Consider the following 20,898-nt stretch of genomic DNA (forward strand, 5'->3'; position numbering starts at 1 on the left):
AAGCTTACATATTTCGATTTAAACTATGTAATAGAAAAGGTGAGATAATGGATAAAAATGAAGATCTTTTAAAAACCAAAGATGATCGAATTGCTCACTTGGAGAAACTTATTGTTGAATTAACGGAAGCTAAACAACAAAATGCTGCAACGCTTGCGGAAAGCTATCGTTCAAAGCCTTATGAAACATTTGAAAGTGGTTTTAAATTGTCTTCCTTATTCTTATGGTTTAAAAATATTCTAATCATCATTCTTATACTATTAGTACTCGGTCTTGGTGCTTTTTGGTTGCTGAATGGTAATGTCTTTAAGAAAAGTTCTGTAACATTTGTAGAAACTGTTCAGGAGTTATCCACTTTAGCAACAGCGGAAGCTCAAACGAAAACGGTGCTAAATATAGTAGACAATAAAATTTTCGGCAAAAAAATTCCTTTGCCTATACCTGGCACTAAACGTGAAATATTGCTCATTGTTCCCGCAACGGTGCTCGCAGGTGTTGATTTGAATAAGGTTACGGAAGACGATATGAAGATTAGCGAAGATACGAAAGAGATTGATATTACTCTACCTCACGCAAAACTTATTCAAGAACCTTCACTTCAAATGGACAAAATTACAACATACGTTGATGGTGGGATTTTCAATGATAAAGTTGATTGGAATGAAGGTTATGAACTAGCGGCCTCTGCACAAGAAAAAGTTAAAAAAGAAGTTATTTCTGCCGGTTTATTAACAACTGCTGAAAAAAATGCAGACAAGGCACTAACTCAATTTTTCAAGAATATGGGTTACAAAGTAAATATAACTTATAAATAACCAAATCATTATTATTAAAATCTCTTCATCAAAACAGCACCCACCTAAAGTACTGGTTGGGTGCTGTTTTGCATTATAAAATCATTATCTACTTATGATAATGGTTGATTTTTAGTATCTTTCAATGGATATCACATTTATAATTTTTCTCAAATTACGAAGGGTTATTTTTCTCTTTCATTAATCTTTAATAGGAAATTCTTTCAATATTTTTTTCAAACCGCATAAAAATATCTCGACATACGTTAGATCCGTTTCGATTTCAAATTTCAACTCACTTCCATGGCCAACAGGATATTGAACATAGCCGCTGACATTTATTTTTTTCTGAATGTATCTATGGTAAAAGTTAGAGCAAAGGTTCAGTTGGCAAAACTACCTATTCTTTTTTTAGATCTAAAAATTTTCCAAATTCACGTATGAAATACTCTATTAATCTTCCCTCGAGCATCACATCGTTAATTTCTGCTTTAAACGCTGGAATAGTTAAATAAAGATAGGTAATATGCCAATCAGCATCGTGTTCATCTTCTGCCTCAGGATACGTATAATTATAGAAGCAAATTTTAAAATGAAATAACCTATCTTGTGAAGTTAATTTGGCATATGGATAGTCTTTAAGGCAGTTCTAGTAAAAGTTACTTTTCCGTGGTGATTCTTTTATATTGCTCTTCCGTGAAATGCTTAACAATTTTTAACTTCTCTTCTTTCCTCATTAACTCTAAAGGAATATACACCTCATGGTTTTTCAGTTTGAAATTTCTCATCTCACTAATCTCAAATCCTACTATTTTTTGGATTTCTTTCTGAAGTTCTTTACCTTTTGTAGACTCAGGATTAAAAGGCTCAACATGCAATATTAAACATTGATATCGTTTATCTCCATAAAGTGTCGCAAATTTGCTAGTATTTCCCCAGAAGGTAAAAGGTTTATAACCTATAGATAAACTCTTTGGTGCAATAGTGCATTTCATGGGTCCAAGAGAATTTTAGAATTTGTGCAACTCACTGAATACTAGTAACTCATTCATTTCTTATACCACCTATAATTGATTGCCAATCATTTACTTATGATACGGTTCATTCTTAATTATTCGAAATGCCCGATACACTTGCTCAACTAACACTAATTTCATAAGCTGATGTGGGAGCGTCATCTTCGAAAATGATAACTTTTCATCAGATCGCTTCATAACGTCTTCATGCAACCCTAACGATCCACCGATAACGAAAGCCACTTTGCTACGACCGTATGTCATAAGAGACTGCAAATCTTCTGCTAACTGTTCTGACGATTTCATTTTTCCTTCAATAGCTAGAGCAATAACATATGTATCTGCACCAATTTTTGCTAAAATACGTTCGCCTTCTTTTTTCTTAACAATTTCCATATCAGCATCACTTAAGTTTTCAGGAGCTTTTTCGTCTGCTACTTCGATTAAATCTATTTTCGCATAACTTCCTAATCGTTTTGTATATTCCTCAATGCCCAATTTTAAATATTTTTCTTTTAATTTCCCAACCGAAACAATAGAGATATTCACAGGTTATCCACCTTCACATTTTGTTTACAAACACGTTATCCACAGAACTTATCCACATATCCACAAGGCGAAACTACATATAGTATGCAATCATACGTTCGCCACTAAATATATTGCTGCGACTTCACAGTAATCGCATTTTGTGGATATCTTTTCATTATCTAAGAGTTCTGTTAAAATCGGAAAGGTATTTTGCTCAGCTACAAACATATCAAGTGCATGATCTATATGGGTTTGACAGCATTTAATTTTCATTTTTTATCATCCTTTCGATTTTCAAATAATTCAATAAGTTATGCACAATTCGGTAATCTTATCCACAATCTAGTTTAACAAAGTAAAAGCGAGTAGGAAAGGTGCAGTTTAGCACTTCTTACTCGCTTTGTAAATGTTTCGTAAATTGAAATTTGTTATCCACATTTATTATTCATCCACAAGGATTTATTAAAACATTTATAAAGTTGAATTGTCTTTCAATAATAATGTGACTTCCAACAATTGACCTTCTCGATATACTTTCAATGTCAAGTTGTCTCCAACTTCTTTTTCATTGTATAAGTGTTTGCGCAACTCAATCATATTCTCTATTTTTTTGCCATCCATTTCAACGATGACATCATATTGTTTTAATCCCGCTTCACCAGCTGGTGATTTTGTTACTACTTCATCAATAACAACACCAGTGGTGATTTCTTCCGGTAAACGCAGTGTATCACGTTGATGGACCGCTGAAACATTCGTTACATCTAAGAGTGTAACTCCCATAGTTGGGCGTTTCATCGCTCCAAATTGTTCTAAGTCTTCAATGACTGGAATAACAGAATTAATTGGAATGGCTAACCCAATTCCTTCTACAGTAGCTTGAGAAATTTTCATTGAATTAATACCAATTAATTGTCCTACTATATTCACTAGTGCGCCACCACTATTACCAGGATTGATGGCTGCATCAGTTTGCAATACTTCAGCCTGCCAGTCGACTTGGTTATCTCCATCTAAATCAATTGGAATGGTACGGTCTTTACCAGATACAACACCCGTTGTCACAGATCCTGAAAAATTTAAGCCTAAAGGATTACCAATTGCAATAACCGTTTCTCCCTGCTTTAATGCATCTGAATCTCCGAATTCAGCAACTGTCGTTACCTTTGAAGCATCCATTTCAAGAACGGCTAAGTCTGTCCAAATATCCGTACCAAGTAATTTTGCTTCTACTTTTGCACCGTCTGCTAATGTAACTTCAATTTGGTTTGCACCTTCAATCACATGGTTGTTAGTAATGACATATGCTTTATCACCTGATTTTTTGTAAATGACTCCTGAACCGCTGCTACCCGCTTCTTGTCCTTCATCACCGGAAGGACTTAAAAAGTCTGATGAAGATTGAATATTTGTGACGCCAACGACTGAGTTCGCCACCTTTTCCACAGCGGATGTAACTTCCGTTGTAATATCAGCTGAAAATTGTTTGGTAGTGTTTGAAGACTCTAGAGATGAATCATTGCCGCTAGATGTATCTCCTCCAGGCATTATACCAACAAACGAAGGTATCATTAGCCAAACAATTAATGCACCAACTAAAACGCCGATAAACGCACTAAAGAAGTAACCTCCTTTACTTCCTTTTTTGTCAATTTGCTTTTGAGGTTCTGGTGGTTGTTGATTATAGTATCCCATAGAAAATCTCCCTTTCTGTTATTCCTTACTCAATATTTTACCAGGTCAACATTAAAATCAGATGAAAACTACTTTAAAACTTGCTCACAAAGAATCCTTAAGAATAAAAGAAGACTCCTTTCGTATTATTTCCAACTAATGAGCATATTTTTCAAACTAAACTCAAAAAGAAAAACCTCACAAATGTGAGGTTTAGACAGTTACTAGTTGAGTCGATTTATTTGCATCAGTATCATACAAATTTATAAATTCTCCGGTGACAATCCCACACGATTCAAGAGTTTGGGTAACACTCATTCTTGCCAAGTCTTTCATATTATTATCTTTACTTAAATGTGAAAGATATATGCGTGTCGGTTTCTGCTCTACCACTTCGCTCATAGCAACTGCTGCATCTTCATTTGAAACATGGCCAACATCGCTTAAAATACGGCGTTTGATAGACCATGGGTAACGGCACATTTGCAGCATGCCAACATCGTGGTTGCTTTCAAAGACATATGAGTCTCCACCTTTGATATAACCTTTCATACGGTCACTGACATACCCTGTATCTGTGATTAAAACGAGTTTACGACCGTTCTCATGAAAGACGTAAAACATCGGGTCTGCTGCATCATGTGATACAGCAAATGATTGAATATCGAGTGATCCAAATGTCTTCACAGACTCCATATCGAAGTGATATTTTTGGTCTATTGAAATTTTACCGATTAGATGTTCCATTGCCATCCATGTCTTGGCATTAGCGTAGATAGGAACATTATATTTACGAGCCAGAACTCCAAGCCCTTTTATGTGGTCACTATGTTCATGTGTAACTAAAATCCCACTTAACTTTTTCATACTGCGGTCAATCGAAACTAATAATTCTTCCATTTTACGTCCACTCAGACCAGCATCGACTAAAAAGGCGTGTTCATCAGTTTCAACGTAAACAGCATTTCCACTACTTCCACTTGCTAAAACACTAAAACGCATGACGAAAACTCCTTAATCTTCTTCTATTTCCTCGGACTCTTTGTTAAATTCAATAATTTTACCTTCAACCGCATTAACAAAATAGTCTTCCTTCAAACCATTTTGTAATTCTACACGAACCCGCCAAGTTGGTGCAAACACTTGCGTTTCTGTTAATTGCACGAGAGTTGAGTAGCCTAAGCTAGTCATAGTAATTGTAGAATTAGGTTTTAATAAGTTTCTTTGATATAACACTTCAACTGCTCGCTCATCAGATAGTAAGTTTTCAGTTTGCTCAAAACTTTCAAGCTCTTCAAAAGATGTTTGCTCATATTTATAAGCTTCATTATCCTCATTCCAATATAATGTGAGCATCGCATTTTGATTAAAGAAGATTTGACGATTATTAACTACTTGGAAAAATACCGCTTTTTTAGCATCTACATCTATATCAAACAATTCATACGATGTGCCATTATATACATGCCTATTTACAAATTCCTTTAGAACACCAGAAACTTCTAGATTACCGATAAGAACCGGATCATTAAAAGTTGATAGTAATTTTGTAATACCTGATATGTCATATGTTTGATTATCCATTAGTTTCATATCCTTAGACGAATACATTCGAATGTTTCCGGATATATAGGATTCTTTAAGGGTGTTTTCAGGAGTACTTTCATAGCGAATATTATCAGCTTGTAATCTCTCCTCAATAGATGTTTCACCTAGTACTTGTAATTCTTGTACTTCATTGTATCGATTAAAATACAAGATATATAAGAAGGAATTTAAAATCAAGAACACGATAATAAAGATCGTTTTGGTTTTATTCCAATCCAATCTTGCCACCTCCTAAATCCTCAGGTGATAGACGAGTCCATTGATCGTTTGATAAGTAAAACCAGGATGGTTCTAAAGTCAGTAATCTTGTTTCATTATCACGTGTTAAGTAATAACCACTTATAATTTCTTCTACATTGTTAAAATCAATTTCCTTCATCACTTTCATTACACCAGACGCCTTCTCTCCTGATGGTAAAGTTGAAATCACAGTATCAAACGGCAAGGAAAGGTCAAGTGTGTAATAAGGTCGCAAATACCTATAGATACCGGGATCTCCCCAATTTACAGTGATTTTAGTAGAAGTATCACTACTGAATACTGGATTTCCCAATAAGTATAATTGGTAATCAATTTGTTGATTGGTTGGATTTATTCCAGAAAATCGAAATTCGTCAGTCCATCCCCCATGCTCATTTATATAATCCAAGCTATCAAATACTAATTTTGAAGGAATAGAAGGATTACTTGTTTCAGCCGATGGATTAACAAAACTTAACGTACGTTCAAGTAAATTGACATTCAACAGAGAGGTTGCATCTGAATATGCATCATTTGTTGCTCCGACTGGACTTTGCCGCACTACATTTGGATCATTAAATAATGCATCTCGAAAACGACTTGGTTCAATTTCTTTTAAGTAATACGTGTATCGAATGCTTTCTACATCTTTTGCAGAAACAAAAAGCGATAGTTTTCCTTGACGTTCAATTTCTGTAAACTTTGCAAAATCATTTGTAGGTGTTACTATTTTTTGCTCTACTAATTCCATATCAACATTTCCTGCCAATGCTGAATATAATGTATTGTTTTTGGAACTAGCAAAATAAATTTTTAGTTGACCATTCTTAAAAGAATTCCAATCAACTATTAAACGATCAAATCCACTTTCAGGGATGTTTAAGCTGGCATTCTTCAAGATATTATCGTAAACAGGAAAAGGTACGTCAGCAGGGAAGAATAATGTAAAGCGATTGGATGCTCCAATCATTTCATTTAATTTTATATCACTTGAGTTGTTACTCTCAAACATTAAATCTCTTATTTCCCAACTTTTCATAGCATTAACAACACTGTCTAAATCAAACGATGCCATCGTACCTTTCATGTCGCCTTCTAAGCTCACAACCATTTTGTAAGGTTTGATTACATCATCTACTCGCTTTGTGTCAGCAATTGATATATTTACAATTGGCGTTGTTTTAATGGTTTGATATTTCGGTGTATAGGTCCATATAGCGAACGTTAACAAGACACTTGAAACAACTAGAATAGCTAAGAGAATAGATTTTATTTGCTCTACATATTTCAATCCCATTCACCTGCCTCATCTAATTCAAATGGCAAAGTGAAGAAAATCGTCGTTCCATGTCCCTCTTCACTTTCGGCCCAAATGGCACCACCGTGTGCTTCAATCATTTCCCGGGCAATAGCTAGACCAAGCCCTGACCCACCCATTGATCTTGCACGTGCTCGATCAACACGGTAGAAGCGATCAAAAATTCGTTCTACATTATCTTTTGGAATTCCCATACCATCATCAGATATCATTGCTTTTATAAATCCATCTTGCACAATGATACCAAATCGAATATTTCCACCATCTGGCGAATATTTTAAAGCATTCGATATAATATTATCTATGACTTGTGTTAATTTATCTGTATCAATTTCCACAAAGAATTGTGATTCTGGCAACAACCGTTGGAACTGAACTTGTTGTGATTTAGACATTTCAAAGCGGTCAATGATTCGATTAAAGAATTTATTAAAATCAACAAACTCTTTATTTAAATCATAATCACTGCTATCCAATTTCGATAACTGCAACAAGTCATTTACTAACCGAATCATTCGTTCTGTTTCTGTTTGCGTTACGTTCAGGAACGCTGGCGCGAGTTCTTGATCTTGCCAAGCACCATCAACAAGTGCCTCTAAATAGCTACGCATTGTGGTTAAAGGTGTTCGTAGTTCATGGGACACGTTTGCTACGAATTCACGTCGCTCCATATCAATTTTTTCTTGTTCGGTATTGTCATGAAGAACTGTAATTAAGCCATTCACGAAACCTGTTTCTTTTTGAATAACAGAGAAGTTTGCAAGTAAAATATAAGGACGTTCGGGTGAACTAAAATCTAAATTAATTGACTCTTTCATATGAATTAGATCTTCAAACGTATACTGTGTTTCAATTCCAAGAACAGAAGAAATTGGACGATGCAACACCATGTCTCTCGGCACTCTCAAGAGTCTTAGAGCGGGATCATTAATTAAGATAATGCGCCCTTTCCTGTCTGTCGCAATAACACCCTCAGTCATATTCGAAAGAACTGAAGCTAATTTACGACGTTCACCTTCTGTTGTTGACTGAGCTTCTTGCAGTCGGTTGGTTAAATGGTTAAAGGCTATCGCCAATTGACCAATTTCATCGTTCCCATATACACGTACTTTACGAGAAAAGTTCCCTTTTGCCATGGCTTGTGCTTGTCTACGCATATCTGAAATAGGACGAGTGATTGTTTGGGAAATTAATATGCCTAAAATTAATGTAATAACAAGTGCTGTTGCTGTACCACCTGCAAGAATACGATTGATTTGATTCATCTGCCGATATACCGTTTCTATGTTCGATTCTAAATAAATTGTACCTAGCACTTCACCTTGATAAATGATTGGAGATGCGAGTACCCAAATACGATCCCTTCTTTGAAGATCTAATTTAATGTTATCGAAAGGTGTTTCAGAAGCAATAGATTGACGAACCAAACTATCCGTTGAACGTTGCCCAACAATCGATTGATTAGTAGTTTCAGAAGTCGCTAAAATACGGAAATTTTTATCAATTACGCGAATTTGATTAATATCATCTGATCCAATACTATAAAGTACGGTACGCAAACTTTGCTCAATAGTGGGGTCTTCTTCTCCCCTTTTCTTGATGATTTCTTCACGCACACTAAACTCCACCAAATCCACACGTTCTCCAATGGAATTGGTGAAGCTATCTTTAAGTGTATCTTCTAATTCACGCGCAAAATATAATCCAATGATTTGCATGGCAATTAAAATCAGCAAAATATAAATAAGAACTATTTTGACATGAATTGATTTAAAAAAACCTACCTTTTGCATACTATTTACTCCTGTTCAGGATTACGCATGTAATAGCCTACGCCACGACGTGTTACAATCCATGTCGGGTGGCTTGGATTATCCTCAATTTTTTCACGAAGGCGACGTATGGTTACGTCTACAGTTCGAACATCACCAAAATAATCATAACCCCATACCGTTTGCAATAAATGCTCACGTGTCATCACCTGACCAATATGTTTAGCTAAGTAATGCACCAATTCAAATTCACGATGGGTTAATTCAATCGACTTGTCTCGTTTTAATACTAAATAGGCATCTGGTTGAATAATTAATGACCCTATAGCAATATCGTTTGATGCTGCCTCTGAATCTTCCGACAATAATGTTTGGTGGCGACGCATATTCGCTTTCACACGAGCAATCAATTCGCGTGTGCTAAAAGGTTTGGTTACATAATCATCCGCACCTAACTCTAAACCTAGGACTTTATCAATTTCTGAGTCTTTCGCAGTTAACATAATAATTGGAAAGTCATATTTTTTCCGGATTTCACGACAAACTTCCATTCCATCTCTGTTAGGTAACATAATATCTAGTAACATTAAGTCTGGTTTAATTTCTTCTGCTTTCTTTAAAGCTTCATCTCCGTCATATGCACAAACGACGTTATAGCCTTCTTTTTTTAAGTTGAATTTTAAAATGTCAGCAATCGGTTTCTCGTCATCTACTACTAATATTGTTTTACTCATATTTCGTCATCCTCTCTCTTGCCGACTATCTATATGAATTTTAACTAAATATGAATTAACTCTTATAGTACTTACTCTATCACGCTTTACCCTGTTTCGCATCTATGGGGCAGATGATTGAAAATAACGGATATTTCCCGGGCAATATTCCGACAAATTACTACATAAAAAGACGGCCAATTTCGCTAAAATGACCGTCTTGAACTTATTTATTTTTGTAAATAGCTAAGTGGGTTAACATTCTTACCATTTTTAATCACTTCAAAGTGCAAGTGGGTTCCTGTTGATCTTCCTGTAGAACCCATAACACCTAATTTTGCACCGACAGGTACAATTTGTCCAACACGTACATTTATAGATGCTAAGTGAGCATAAAGCGTTTGATACCCATTTTTGTGATCGACTAGTACTTTGTTGCCGTATGTACCATCTTTACCTGCCGATATCACAACGCCGTTATCTGCTGCTTTAATCGTAAAGCCGCTAGGTCGTGCAATATCAATTCCACGGTGCTTAGAACCCCAACGCTGGCCCATTTCACTAGAAATGTAACCACCCTGTGCTGGCCAAGAAAACTTCCCTGAACCACGAGATGGAATTACTTTTGTACCTTTTAAAATAATGTTAGTTGTCACTTCTTTTACAATTTTTTCTTCTTGTATGGATTGGCTAACCTGTACTCCATTTTTCTCAACAGTCTTGTACGTCATTTCTTTTGCGCCTTTGTTCCCTTTTTGAACAACTTTTGAATCGCCTTTTAACATAGCACTTGATTGTTTCACTTGGTTTTTAAACTCAATTGTTTTTGTTTCTTTTTTCTCACGTACTACTTCTATGTTCGTCAAAGGCTTGAACGCTGTTACTTTTAATTCTTGTCCAATTTGAAGAGCACTGTTGTCGTCAATAGTATCGTTTAATTTCGTTAACTCTTCATTAGTTAATTTGTGGTCAGCAGCAATTTTGCTAATTACGTCACCAGCTCGAACCGTGTATGTTTTTTCTTCTAATTCACCTTTTTGAAGATGTTTTACTGCTTGATCAACTGTCATGACAGAATCTGGTTGGGTACTTTGATTCACTCCAGAAATTGATTCTTTTATTAAAACATCTACAATTCTTGTTTCATTAGTCTTTAATGGTGGTAAAGAGTCTATAGAGTCTTTTCGAGCTTCCAATTCACTAAGTTCCTTTTCAGAAACTGACTGAAGTTTAAGTTTACGAACAACTTCATGATATGCTTCGATATCTTTGACGTAGACGGCAATCTCGTCATTGACAGATAACTCAATTGCATCTGCTGCTACTGTTACTAGGTCGTTCACCTTGTCTAATGTTTCCGTATCATTCGTTTGTACATTGAAGACTTGTTCAGATATAACAGATATATTTGATTCATCATTTAATTTAAGTCCTTCGTACTGTGAACTAGTCTCTTCTATTTTAGCATCAATAAGTTCTTTTACAGCCTGTTCATCTGATACAGCTCCTACATATTCTTCACTAGCATATATATGAAAAACTTTTTGCAATAAACTACTTTCATTGTCTTTTGCAAAACCTATATTAAATGTAATAGTTGAAGCAAACATTGTTAATATGGCTGCCCTTTTAATTGCTTTTGTTGTGTGATTTGGTTTGTGGTCGAATGAAATCTTCTTCCTATCACCAGTGTTCCCTTTCAAGTTCATGATAAAGCCCCTCTCAAAATTTCATCCGATAAAACGAATGGTTCTTTTTACGCAGAAAATTTCACGCCCCTCTAATCTAACACACCTTTTTTCTTCAATGGTACAGAAGTTTCATATTGTAAAGAAAATGACTCATTCAAGCCATCTATTGACTTTAATTTCTTTATTTTGGAATCATAGAGTACCAATATTACCTAATTAATAAGAAATTTAACATATTTAATCTATCTTTTTTCCTATATTTTCTTATTAATCATGTTTTTGGTCATTTTATTATTCTCAAGACTTTCTTCCTATCGAATCTATGAGAAATACGTTAAAATTAGTATATTCACAGTGAAAAGAGGTCTTCCATTTGACAGATGAACAACAACGGCACGAAGTAGTTCAACAACAACGGCACTCTTCTCACCGTAAAGCATCAAAAGCCGTCATCGCGAAGCGTATTTTCATGATTATTACAGGTGCTATTTTTATGGCAATGGGTATAGAGTTGTTCCTTGTACCAAATCAATTATTAGATGGTGGCATCGTGGGTATATCCATAATATTGGCCCACTTAACAGGGGTTCAATTAGGACTATTTATTTTTCTATTAAATATACCGTTCTTTTTTATCGGATATAAACAAATTGGTAAAACTTTTGCTTTATCGACTGTATTAGGAATTACAGTCCTTTCAATTAGTACATATTTATTACATCCTGTGGCACGTTTCACAGATGATTTACTACTTGCTACCGTGTTTGGTGGCATAGTACTAGGTATAGGTGTTGGCCTTGTCATTCGGTATGGTGGCTCCTTAGATGGCACTGAAATCTTAGCCATTCTTTTTAGTACCAAATCGGCTTTCTCTGTAGGAGAAATCATCATGTTCTTCAACATAATGATTTTTACAGTCGCAGGTTTTGTATTTACATGGGAACAAGCGATGTATTCAGGTCTAACTTACTTTATTGCCTATAAAACGATTGATATAGTTATTCAAGGCTTAGACGAGTCCAAATCAGTTTATATTATTAGTGACTTTGCTGATGAGGTCGGTAATGCAATTATGGATCGTCTCGGACGCGGTGTTACATACTTACATGGTGAAGGAGCTTACACTGGCGATGATAAAAAAATTATTTTCACCGTCATTACTCGATTAGAAGAAGCTAAATTGAAAACAATTGTTGAAGATATCGACCTTCAAGCATTTGTTGCAATTGGTAATATCGCAGAAGTACGCGGTGGTCGGTTCAAGAAAAGAAACATTCATTAAAAAAAGGTTCTATCCACTATGGGATAGGACCTTTTATTATTAATGATTCAATGTAAGTAACAGTACCTGTAACGACAAATACCATAAGAAAAACCGGACAAAGTACGCCCGGTCCTTTAAGAAGGGTAACCATAGAAACCCGTTTATTTCCACTACGGTGGATGCTTTTCGCGGGCTTGGCTTCAGTCTCCTCGTCACTGCGAAAAAATGTGCTCCTGCGGTTACTCGTCGCAAAGATATTGGACGAATGACAGTTCGTCCAATATCTTTCCTACGGGATTAGCAGGACAGGTGAGACACCCCGCAGTGGAGAGCTAAGTGGAACAAAGGCTAAAGAACGTCACATCATGTGACAACGCCTTTGTGACCAACATCGTTTTGGCCTGAGGAGGCTCTCCGCCCGCCCCGTGGAAAGCGTTCGCCTGAAGTGCAAATCAGCGGTATCACTATAGAACCTACTCCTTAAAATACCCGAAATACTGGATTCATGGCTCACTAAATTTATATACTTTCTTATTTTGTAAAAGAAAAAAAGCGAAGAAAGTTTCCTTTCTTCGCTTTTCTATATTTATTTTAGCGCCAAACGCTTGTAATAATATTTGTTTGATTACGATCTGGTCCTACTGAGAAAATAGAAATTGGAACACCTGATAATTGTGAAATGCGTTCTAAATAGTGACGCGCATTTTCAGGAAGCTCATCAAGAGATTTACAAGATGTTACGTCTTCGCTCCAACCTGGTAATTCTTCATATAACGGAACGCAGTCAGCAAGCATACGTAAGTTCGCTGGGTATTCTGTAATTATTTCGCCTTTATAACTGTATGCTGTACAAATCTTCACAGTCTCTAAACCACTTAACACGTCAATTGAGTTAACTGTAAGATCTGTTAATCCACTTACACGACGTGCATGACGAATAACAACACTGTCAAACCAACCGATACGTCGTGGACGACCTGTTGTTGTACCGTATTCTTTACCAACTTCACGAATTCGATTACCGACTTCGTCGAATAGTTCAGTTGGAAACGGACCATCACCAACACGTGACGTATATGCTTTACATACACCTACAACATGGTTAATCTTCGTTGGTCCTACACCAGCCCCAATTGTTACTCCACCAGCTACTGGGTTAGAAGATGTTACAAATGGATAAGTACCTTGGTCGATATCTAACATAACGCCTTGTGCCCCTTCAAATAAGACACGACGCCCTTCATCTAATGCGTCATTCAACACTTTAGATGTATCGGTTACATATTTCGCAATTTCTTGACCATAACCATAATATTCTTCTAAAATTTCTTCCATTGTAAAGCCATCTGTTTCATAAAATTTTTCAAATAAACGATTTTTCTCTTCTATATTATATTGAAGTTTTTCTTCAAACACTTCTTTATCAAGTAAATCTGCCATACGAATGCCTACACGTGCGGCTTTATCCATGTATGCAGGTCCGATGCCTTTACCTGTTGTTCCAATTTTGTTTGCACCACGACGAGCTTCTTCTACTTCATCTTGCTTCAAGTGGTAAGGTAAAATGACGTGTGCACGATTTGAAATACGTAGGTTTTCAGTCGTTACCCCACGGTCATGTAATCCTTTTAATTCTTTTACTAATGCTTTTGGATCAACAACCATGCCGTTACCGATTACTGAAACTTTGTCTTTATAAAAAATACCTGATGGGATTAAATGAAGCTTGTATGTTTCTCCACCAAAAATAATGGTGTGTCCTGCGTTATTACCACCTTGGTAACGCGCAATCACTTCGGAATTCTCAGATAGAAAGTCGGTAATTTTCCCTTTACCTTCGTCTCCCCATTGTGTTCCTACTACTACAACCGATGTCATAATCAGCACCTCCGTCAGACGCTTTCACGCGTCCTGAATCAAACAGTGTAATTGTACCAACGCAAACGCATCTAGTCAACCAAAAACAAGAAAAAACACGAACGCAAAAATGTTTTCACATGTTTATTGTTCGTGTTTGATTTAAGCTGGTGGCGCTTGCTGATGTTGACTCCAATCAATATTTACAAACTTATTAAACTCTTTAACGAAAGCAAGAGTAACCGTTCCCGTAGGACCGTTACGTTGTTTTGCAATGATAATTTCAATCATATTCTGATTTTCAGTTTCTTTGTCATAATAATCTTCGCGGTATAGGAAAGATACGATATCAGCATCTTGCTCAATACTTCCTGACTCACGTAGATCGGACATCATCGGACGTTTATCCTGACGTTGCTCAACACCACGGGAAAGCTGTGACAAGGCAACCACGGGCACTTCTAGTTCACGTGCAAGTGCTTTTAATGATCGTGAAATTTCTGATACTTCTTGTTGACGATTTTCTTTCGAGTTGCCACTACCTGCTATTAATTGCATATAATCAATCATTATCATACCTAGACCATACTCTTGTTTCAAACGACGGCATTTTGAACGGATTTCGTTAACTCGAATACCTGGCGTATCATCGATAAAAATTCCAGCGTTCGATAGACTGCCCATCGCCATCGTTAGCTTGCGCCAATCTTCTGAAGATAATGCACCTGTTCGTAGTATTTGCGCATCTATATTGCCTTCAGCACATAACATACGCATTACAAGCTGTTCTGCAGCCATCTCCAGACTAAAGATCGCTACGTTTTCTTCAGTCTTGGTCGCAACGTTTTGTGCAACATTAAGAGCGAACGCTGTTTTACCTACTGAAGGTCGTGCTGCAACAATGATTAAATCATTGCGTTGAAATCCTGCGGTAATGAGGTCTAAATCACGGAAGCCTGTAGGTACCCCTGTAATATCACCTTTACGAGAGTGTAGAAGTTCAATATTGTCATATGTTTGCACAAGAACATCTTTAATATGTCTGAAATCCCCGGCATTTTTACGATTGGACACTTCCATCATTTTCTTTTCAGCTTCAGATAACAAAGCTTCTACTTCATCTTCACGCGTAAAACCATCTTCTACGATATTGGTCGCAACCCGAATTAAACGACGTAGTAAAGCCTTTTCTTCCACAATACGAGCGTAATATGCAATATTTGCTGCAGTAGGAACTGAATTTGCAATTTCTGTTAAATATGAAAGTCCACCGACATCCTCAAGTTCCCTCTTTGACGATAATTCTTCTGTCACAGTCACGACATCAATCGGTTTTCCTTGATCGCTTAGACTATTCATCGTTTGGAATATCTTTTGATGTGCTACTCGATAAAAATCTTCGAATTGTAATATTTCTGCAGCCGTAATGAGCCCTTGAGGTTCTAAAAAGATAGCTCCAATAACGGACTGTTCAGCTTCATGGTTGTGAGGGGGAATCCGGTCGAACATAGGCTCGCTCATTGACGTCTCTCCTTACGTTTCTTCAGTTACATGTACTTTCAATGTTGCTGTTACATCTTGATGTAATTTAACTGGAATATTTGTGAATCCTAATCCGCGAATGGCATCTTCTAATTCCATTTTACGTTTATCGAGTTTAATACCCGTTGTTTTGTGAAGTTGTTCCGCTACTTGCTTCGTTGAAATGGAACCAAATAACCGTCCTTTTTCACCTGATTTAGCTGATATTTCAACTGTTAATTGTTCTAAATCTTCTTTTAGCTTTTTCGCATCTTCTAAGACTTGTTCTACATGTTGATCTTCTTTGCGTTTTTGACCATCTAATGCGCTGATGGTTGCTTGGTTTGCCTCAATCGCAAAGTTGTTTTTTATTAAAAAGTTATGTGCATAACCGTCTGCTACATTTTTAATTTCGCCTTTTTTCCCTTTGCCTTTAACATCTTTCAAGAAAATTACTTTCATGTTGGTTGGCCTCCTTCGACAATTTCAATGATTGCTAATTTTAGTTGTTTAATCGCGCTATCAATCATACCTTCTTTAATCTGACAGGCAGCATTGGTTAAATGACCACCACCACCAAGTTTTTCCATAATCAATTGAACATTAATATCACCCAAAGAACGTGCGCTAATGCCCACATCCCCGTTATCTTTTCTAGCGACAACAAACGATGCTGAAACACCCTTCATTGTCAGTAAAATATCGGCAGTTTGTGCAATTAGAACTTGTGAATAGGGATTCGTTTCTTCTCCATGTCCAATCGCAATGCCTTCACGGAAAAATTCAACCGTTTGAACAATTTTTGAGCGTTCGATATAAGTTTCAATGTCTTCTTTTAATAAGCGTTGAACTAACACCGTGTCTGCTCCATTTGTTCTTAAATATGAAGCCGCTTCAAACGTTCTGGAGCCTGTTCGAAGTGAAAAGCTCTTCGTATCTACAATAATTCCAGCAAGCATTGCCGTTGCTTCAAGCATTGAAATTTTATCATGTTTCGGTTGGTATTCAAGTAATTCAGTTACTAGCTCAGCTGTTGACGACGCATAAGGTTCCATATAAACGAGCATCGTATTCGAAATAAACTCTTCTCCACGACGATGATGATCAATCACCACCACTTTTTCAGCTCGATTTAACAGCTTTTCATCAATAACCATACTTGGTTTATGCGTATCTACAACCACAAGCAATGTTCGGTCAGTTAATTTTGATAATGCTTCTTCTGGTGAAATAAAGCGTTCAAATAATTGTGGCTTGCTCTTAACTTCTTCCATCAAACGGGTTACGCTTTGGTCGAGTTCATCAAAATTAATGATGACATAGCCATCTATTTGGTTCATCTCGGCCATCTTTCGAACACCGACAGATGCACCGATTGCGTCCATGTCAGGCAATTTATGCCCCATAACAAACACTTGGTCACTATCTTGAATCAAATCCCTTAGCGCATGTGAGATAACTCTTGCTCTAACCCGATTACGCTTTTCAGCCGGGTTCGTTTTTCCACCAAAGAATTTCACTTTACCACTAGGTTGTTTAATGGCCACTTGATCGCCACCACGTCCTAATGCTAAATCCAAACTTGATTGCGCAAGTTGGCCAAGTTCGACTAATGAAGATGAGCCGGCACCGACACCAATACTAAGTGTTAGAGCCAAATTCAGTTTAGAAGTGGCTTCTCTTATATCATCTAAAATCGCAAATTTTGTTTTTTCAAGCTCGAGTAAAATGGATTCATTCAATACTGCAATAAAACGATCTGATGAGATTCGTTTTATATAAATTCCATATCCCTCTCCCCAATTATTGACGAGAGATGTCACCAAACTATTTAGCTGACTACGCGTTTGGTCGTCCATTCCTTGAGCTAGCTCATCATAATTATCAATAAACAAAACACCAATGACGCTACGATCCGAATTATACAATGTTTCAATTTCTGTTTGCTCTGTAATATCAAAGAAATAGAGTAGTTTTTCTTGGTGTTTGTAAAATACTTTAAATTTCTTTCCTGACAAACTAATAATTTGATCTTTATTATCTTCTTGCTTCACAAGTAAATGAAATTCATCAGACAACTTAAACAAGTCTTCTCCAATAAGCGAATCACATTCTAGCTCTCTAGACATGTATGGGTTTGCCCAATCAATTTTCCACTGTTTATCTACTATTAATATTCCGATTGGCAATTCGAGAAACGCTTCTTCCCCTACATGTTTCATCCGGAAAGACAAAGTCTCAATATGTTTCTCAGTCTCTTCATATATCCGCTTCTCCATTTGCCAACCTATAATCAAGACTATGGCAAAAAGAAGAGCTACAATTACCCCTATCCAAATATGCCAGAACAAGAGTAAAAGAGCGCTTATTAGGCCTAGAAATGATAGAAAAAATAATGGAATACGAATTTGTCTTTTTCTAAAAAATTCTGCCATTTCCTCAGCTCCTTATTTTCTATTCTTGTCTTTGACATACGAACGAATATTGAATCCTAAATCGAAAATCCCAATAATTAAGGTAATCGATTGTAGGGGAATTGCAAGTATAACTGCGACAATAAGAGTCCATTTCGGCCACCCTTTTTCAAGAATGAAAAATTGAACGAAAGAAATACCTTGTAAGACGAGCAAAACACGTAGTATTAAGGCTGCATTTGCAAATACCATAAAGGCAAACGTTCCTTGTTCTAATTCCACAAATAAAGTAACGACCAACACAACCATGTAATACCACAAAACTGATTTTGGAAATCTTAGTTGTGAAAATGGGGGGAACTTTGGTACATCTAATCCTAGTCTTTTCAAAATTGGTAATAGGATATTAACGAGTATAAAGACGAATCCGAACAGCGAAATGATAAATAGGGATGGCATGACCGTTTCAAACATATATAAGGTATCCGCTACTGTTTGATCATAGTCTTTTGGCAATGCATTAAAACGTTCTAAAAACGCACCCACTTGATCATATTGAACTGTCGCAATTGTCAAAAGTTCCTTCACTGGATTAATTCCAAACGTTAGTACAACGATTACATATTGCATTACAATGTTTACAAGCAATACACCGGCTGTCGAAAGTAACATAAATAACTTGCTTTTCTTCGTCCGAATTGCGTCACCTATTGTAAAGCCCATTAGTGCATGGATCATAGCAAAAGGAACGGCAAGCAATCCTCCAATAAAAAATGACATGACGATACTAACTACTGTAACGAGAATTGACGCTTTCCTATTAAACTTTGCACTATACCAAGCAATAGGTACAGCGATAAAAAGTGACGTTATCATGTTTAGAATCGGCACATAAAAAGAAACAGCTAACAATATAGAAAACAGTGCGATCATCATTGCACCGAACGTTAATTGTTTGGTTTGTTCATTCGGCATTCAAAATCCTTCCTAACTTAAAAAACATTTAATCTGGCATAAGTCGACGGCATTGTCATTACTATAAGCGAAAATTAACATCAACTATTAGCTCGAATGGGAAAGACTAAAATTTTGGGTATACATCTTCCACAGAAATCGTAACTTTATCTTCTATTGTAACATGTAGAACAAGATGGAACAAAAGTTCAAAATAAGTTAGATTTAGACATCAAAAAAAGACCGGTTTCCCGGTCTTTAAATTGTACATGTTCATTTCTTATCTCTCTTCAGTAGAGAAAGGAAGTAATGCCATGATACGTGATAATTTGATTGCTGAAGTTAATTTACGTTGATATTTTGCGCTTGTTCCAGTAACTCGACGTGGAAGAATTTTTCCGCGTTCTGATACGAATTTTTTAAGCAAATCAACATCTTTATAATCAATATGCGTAATATTGTTAGAGTTAAAATAACAAACCTTTTTACGTCTTTTGCCTCCGCGACGTGGTGCCATATCGTTTCGCCTCCTTAGTGTTTGGTTTTATTTGGGTGTGTATTTAAAGTCATTCTGCTTTACGCTTTTCTACTTAAAATGGTAAATCGTCGTCTGAAACTTCGATTGGGCCACTCCCACTAGCGAATGGATCTTCATCTACACGTGTATAGTTTTGCTGATTTGGTGATTGATTCTGTTGATTAGATGGATATTGATTGTTTTGGTTTGAACCGCCACTACCATAAGGTTGCCCTTGTGGTTTTTCACGATCTCCACCAGAACTATTACGTGGTTCAAGGAATTGAACACTATCGGCTACAACTTCAGTCGTGTAAACACGCTTTCCATCTTGCCCTTCATAGCTCCCAGTTTGAATGCGCCCTTCAACACCTGTCAAACTACCTTTTTTCAAGAAGTTTGCTGTGTTTTCAGCTGGCTTTCTCCAAACAGTACAGTTAATAAAATCCGCTTCCTTCTCACCTTGCTGGTTAGAGAATGAACGATTTACAGCTAGTGTAAAACGCGCAACCGCTACTCCACTTGGGGTATAGCGAAGCTCCGGATCTTTTGTCAGTCTTCCGACTAATACGACTCGGTTAATCATCAGAATACAACCTCCTTCGTCTGCAAGTTGTTTCGAGTATACTCGACGTTATAATTATTATTTTCTTTCTGCGTTGACAGCTACGAAACGAATAATATCTTCGTTAATTCTAGCAAGACGGATATACTCATCGATTGCTCTTGAATCAGCGTTTGCTTTCACGATTTGGTAGAAACCTTCGCGGAAGTCATTGATTTCATAAGCTAAGCGGCGTTTTCCCCACTCTTTTGATTCAGTGATTTCTGCACCATTCGAAGTCAAGATTTCGTCGAAACGAGCTACTAAAGCTTTTTTCGCATCATCTTCAATTGTTGGACGAATAATGTACATTAATTCATATTTTTTCATCTTTTGCACCTCCTTATGGACTTGGGCCTGACTGATTACAGTAGGCAAGGAGCAAGTAATCTTCATTACTCACATCAGCT

The 20,898-nt window shown here is 36.6% G+C and carries 20 protein-coding genes; 2 read left to right on the plus strand and 18 right to left on the minus strand.

Going from position 1 to position 20,898, the window contains the following annotated elements:
• The first annotated feature begins 47 nt into the window (after nucleotides 1-47).
• A complete protein-coding gene (locus tag E2636_RS17865; protein WP_134211632.1) occupies nucleotides 48-815 on the plus strand; it encodes a DUF4230 domain-containing protein in 768 nt (255 codons plus the stop codon).
• Between the two features lie 638 nt (nucleotides 816-1,453).
• Here E2636_RS17865 and E2636_RS17870 read toward each other — a convergent pair.
• The 10 genes from E2636_RS17870 to E2636_RS17915 form a co-directional block, all read right to left on the minus strand.
• Nucleotides 1,454-1,789, minus strand: coding sequence for a hypothetical protein (locus E2636_RS17870; protein WP_243840698.1), 336 nt, complete (start codon nucleotides 1,787-1,789; stop codon nucleotides 1,454-1,456).
• A 90-nt stretch (nucleotides 1,790-1,879) separates the two neighbouring features.
• A complete protein-coding gene (gene rlmH / locus E2636_RS17875) occupies nucleotides 1,880-2,359 on the minus strand; it encodes a 23S rRNA (pseudouridine(1915)-N(3))-methyltransferase RlmH (RefSeq protein ID WP_017378791.1) in 480 nt (159 codons plus the stop codon).
• 90 nt (nucleotides 2,360-2,449) lie between these two features.
• Complete coding sequence (locus E2636_RS17880) at nucleotides 2,450-2,614, minus strand: CxxH/CxxC protein (protein WP_017378790.1); 165 nt, start codon at nucleotides 2,612-2,614, stop codon at nucleotides 2,450-2,452.
• Nucleotides 2,615-2,812: 198 nt separating this feature from the next.
• Complete coding sequence (locus E2636_RS17885) at nucleotides 2,813-4,036, minus strand: S1C family serine protease (RefSeq protein ID WP_134211633.1); 1,224 nt, start codon at nucleotides 4,034-4,036, stop codon at nucleotides 2,813-2,815.
• A gap of 192 nt (nucleotides 4,037-4,228) precedes the next feature.
• The gene (locus E2636_RS17890) at nucleotides 4,229-5,017 is read right to left on the minus strand and encodes an MBL fold metallo-hydrolase (protein ID WP_134211634.1); all 789 of its coding nucleotides are present in this window, start codon (nucleotides 5,015-5,017) and stop codon (nucleotides 4,229-4,231) included.
• 12 nt (nucleotides 5,018-5,029) lie between these two features.
• The gene (locus E2636_RS17895) at nucleotides 5,030-5,842 is read right to left on the minus strand and encodes a two-component system regulatory protein YycI (RefSeq protein ID WP_134211635.1); all 813 of its coding nucleotides are present in this window, start codon (nucleotides 5,840-5,842) and stop codon (nucleotides 5,030-5,032) included.
• The gene (locus tag E2636_RS17900) at nucleotides 5,829-7,160 is read right to left on the minus strand and encodes a YycH family regulatory protein (RefSeq protein ID WP_134211636.1); all 1,332 of its coding nucleotides are present in this window, start codon (nucleotides 7,158-7,160) and stop codon (nucleotides 5,829-5,831) included. Before E2636_RS17900 ends, E2636_RS17895 begins: the two co-directional genes overlap by 14 nt.
• Nucleotides 7,151-8,974: a cell wall metabolism sensor histidine kinase WalK gene (gene walK / locus E2636_RS17905; RefSeq protein ID WP_134211637.1), complete on the minus strand. Its 1,824-nt coding sequence runs from the start codon at nucleotides 8,972-8,974 to the stop codon at nucleotides 7,151-7,153. The genes E2636_RS17900 and walK overlap by 10 nt, the downstream gene beginning before the upstream one ends.
• A 5-nt stretch (nucleotides 8,975-8,979) precedes the next feature.
• Entirely contained in the window at nucleotides 8,980-9,687 is a 708-nt protein-coding gene (yycF, locus tag E2636_RS17910) for a response regulator YycF (RefSeq protein WP_134211638.1), read from the minus strand.
• 209 nt (nucleotides 9,688-9,896) lie between these two features.
• On the minus strand, nucleotides 9,897-11,375 hold the full coding sequence (locus tag E2636_RS17915; protein WP_134211639.1) for a M23 family metallopeptidase: 1,479 nt from the start codon (nucleotides 11,373-11,375) through the stop codon (nucleotides 9,897-9,899).
• A 355-nt stretch (nucleotides 11,376-11,730) separates the two neighbouring features.
• On the opposite strand from E2636_RS17915, the gene E2636_RS17920 reads away from it, so the two are divergent.
• The gene (locus E2636_RS17920) at nucleotides 11,731-12,639 is read left to right on the plus strand and encodes a YitT family protein (protein WP_208324109.1); all 909 of its coding nucleotides are present in this window, start codon (nucleotides 11,731-11,733) and stop codon (nucleotides 12,637-12,639) included.
• Nucleotides 12,640-13,212: 573 nt separating this feature from the next.
• Here the strand turns inward: E2636_RS17920 and E2636_RS17925 are convergent.
• The 8 genes from E2636_RS17925 to rpsF all read right to left on the minus strand — a co-directional run bounded on the left by E2636_RS17925 (nucleotide 13,213) and on the right by rpsF (nucleotide 20,818).
• Nucleotides 13,213-14,499, minus strand: a complete 1,287-nt coding sequence (locus tag E2636_RS17925; RefSeq protein ID WP_017378781.1) for an adenylosuccinate synthase — start codon at nucleotides 14,497-14,499, stop codon at nucleotides 13,213-13,215.
• A gap of 141 nt (nucleotides 14,500-14,640) precedes the next feature.
• Complete coding sequence (dnaB, locus tag E2636_RS17930; RefSeq protein ID WP_134211640.1) at nucleotides 14,641-15,999, minus strand: replicative DNA helicase; 1,359 nt, start codon at nucleotides 15,997-15,999, stop codon at nucleotides 14,641-14,643.
• A 12-nt stretch (nucleotides 16,000-16,011) separates the two neighbouring features.
• Nucleotides 16,012-16,461 carry a 50S ribosomal protein L9 gene (gene rplI / locus E2636_RS17935; protein WP_134211641.1) on the minus strand — a complete coding sequence of 150 codons (450 nt, stop codon included), beginning with the start codon at nucleotides 16,459-16,461 and terminating at the stop codon, nucleotides 16,012-16,014.
• Nucleotides 16,458-18,434, minus strand: a complete 1,977-nt coding sequence (locus E2636_RS17940) for a DHH family phosphoesterase (protein WP_134211642.1) — start codon at nucleotides 18,432-18,434, stop codon at nucleotides 16,458-16,460. The genes rplI and E2636_RS17940 overlap by 4 nt, the downstream gene beginning before the upstream one ends.
• 12 nt (nucleotides 18,435-18,446) lie before the next feature.
• Nucleotides 18,447-19,388, minus strand: a complete 942-nt coding sequence (locus E2636_RS17945; protein ID WP_134211643.1) for a YybS family protein — start codon at nucleotides 19,386-19,388, stop codon at nucleotides 18,447-18,449.
• A 259-nt stretch (nucleotides 19,389-19,647) separates the two neighbouring features.
• On the minus strand, nucleotides 19,648-19,884 hold the full coding sequence (gene rpsR, locus E2636_RS17950; protein ID WP_017378776.1) for a 30S ribosomal protein S18: 237 nt from the start codon (nucleotides 19,882-19,884) through the stop codon (nucleotides 19,648-19,650).
• Nucleotides 19,885-19,957: 73 nt separating this feature from the next.
• Nucleotides 19,958-20,470 (minus strand): single-stranded DNA-binding protein, encoded by a 513-nt coding sequence (gene ssb, locus E2636_RS17955; RefSeq protein WP_017378775.1) that lies wholly within the window; start codon nucleotides 20,468-20,470, stop codon nucleotides 19,958-19,960.
• A 57-nt stretch (nucleotides 20,471-20,527) separates the two neighbouring features.
• Nucleotides 20,528-20,818, minus strand: a complete 291-nt coding sequence (gene rpsF, locus E2636_RS17960; protein ID WP_134211644.1) for a 30S ribosomal protein S6 — start codon at nucleotides 20,816-20,818, stop codon at nucleotides 20,528-20,530.
• Nucleotides 20,819-20,898 lie beyond the last annotated feature (80 nt).

It is taken from the genome of Paenisporosarcina antarctica (genome assembly GCF_004367585.1).
GTDB lineage: Bacteria > Bacillota > Bacilli > Bacillales_A > Planococcaceae > Paenisporosarcina > Paenisporosarcina antarctica.

Coding starts and splice junctions, on each gene's coding strand:
- E2636_RS17925 (WP_017378781.1), bottom strand. CDS start 14,499: ATGACATCGGTTGTAGTAGTAGGAACACAATGGGGAGACGAAGGTAAA.
- ssb (WP_017378775.1), bottom strand. CDS start 20,470: ATGATTAACCGAGTCGTATTAGTCGGAAGACTGACAAAAGATCCGGAG.
- E2636_RS17915 (WP_134211639.1), bottom strand. CDS start 11,375: ATGAACTTGAAAGGGAACACTGGTGATAGGAAGAAGATTTCATTCGAC.
- dnaB (WP_134211640.1), bottom strand. CDS start 15,999: ATGAGCGAGCCTATGTTCGACCGGATTCCCCCTCACAACCATGAAGCT.
- rplI (WP_134211641.1), bottom strand. CDS start 16,461: ATGAAAGTAATTTTCTTGAAAGATGTTAAAGGCAAAGGGAAAAAAGGC.
- E2636_RS17885 (WP_134211633.1), bottom strand. CDS start 4,036: ATGGGATACTATAATCAACAACCACCAGAACCTCAAAAGCAAATTGAC.
- E2636_RS17870 (WP_243840698.1), bottom strand. CDS start 1,789: ATGAAATGCACTATTGCACCAAAGAGTTTATCTATAGGTTATAAACCT.
- E2636_RS17890 (WP_134211634.1), bottom strand. CDS start 5,017: ATGCGTTTTAGTGTTTTAGCAAGTGGAAGTAGTGGAAATGCTGTTTAC.
- yycF (WP_134211638.1), bottom strand. CDS start 9,687: ATGAGTAAAACAATATTAGTAGTAGATGACGAGAAACCGATTGCTGAC.
- E2636_RS17880 (WP_017378790.1), bottom strand. CDS start 2,614: ATGAAAATTAAATGCTGTCAAACCCATATAGATCATGCACTTGATATG.
- E2636_RS17865 (WP_134211632.1), top strand. CDS start 48: ATGGATAAAAATGAAGATCTTTTAAAAACCAAAGATGATCGAATTGCT.
- rpsF (WP_134211644.1), bottom strand. CDS start 20,818: ATGAAAAAATATGAATTAATGTACATTATTCGTCCAACAATTGAAGAT.
- E2636_RS17940 (WP_134211642.1), bottom strand. CDS start 18,434: ATGGCAGAATTTTTTAGAAAAAGACAAATTCGTATTCCATTATTTTTT.
- E2636_RS17900 (WP_134211636.1), bottom strand. CDS start 7,160: ATGGGATTGAAATATGTAGAGCAAATAAAATCTATTCTCTTAGCTATT.
- E2636_RS17945 (WP_134211643.1), bottom strand. CDS start 19,388: ATGCCGAATGAACAAACCAAACAATTAACGTTCGGTGCAATGATGATC.
- rpsR (WP_017378776.1), bottom strand. CDS start 19,884: ATGGCACCACGTCGCGGAGGCAAAAGACGTAAAAAGGTTTGTTATTTT.
- walK (WP_134211637.1), bottom strand. CDS start 8,974: ATGCAAAAGGTAGGTTTTTTTAAATCAATTCATGTCAAAATAGTTCTT.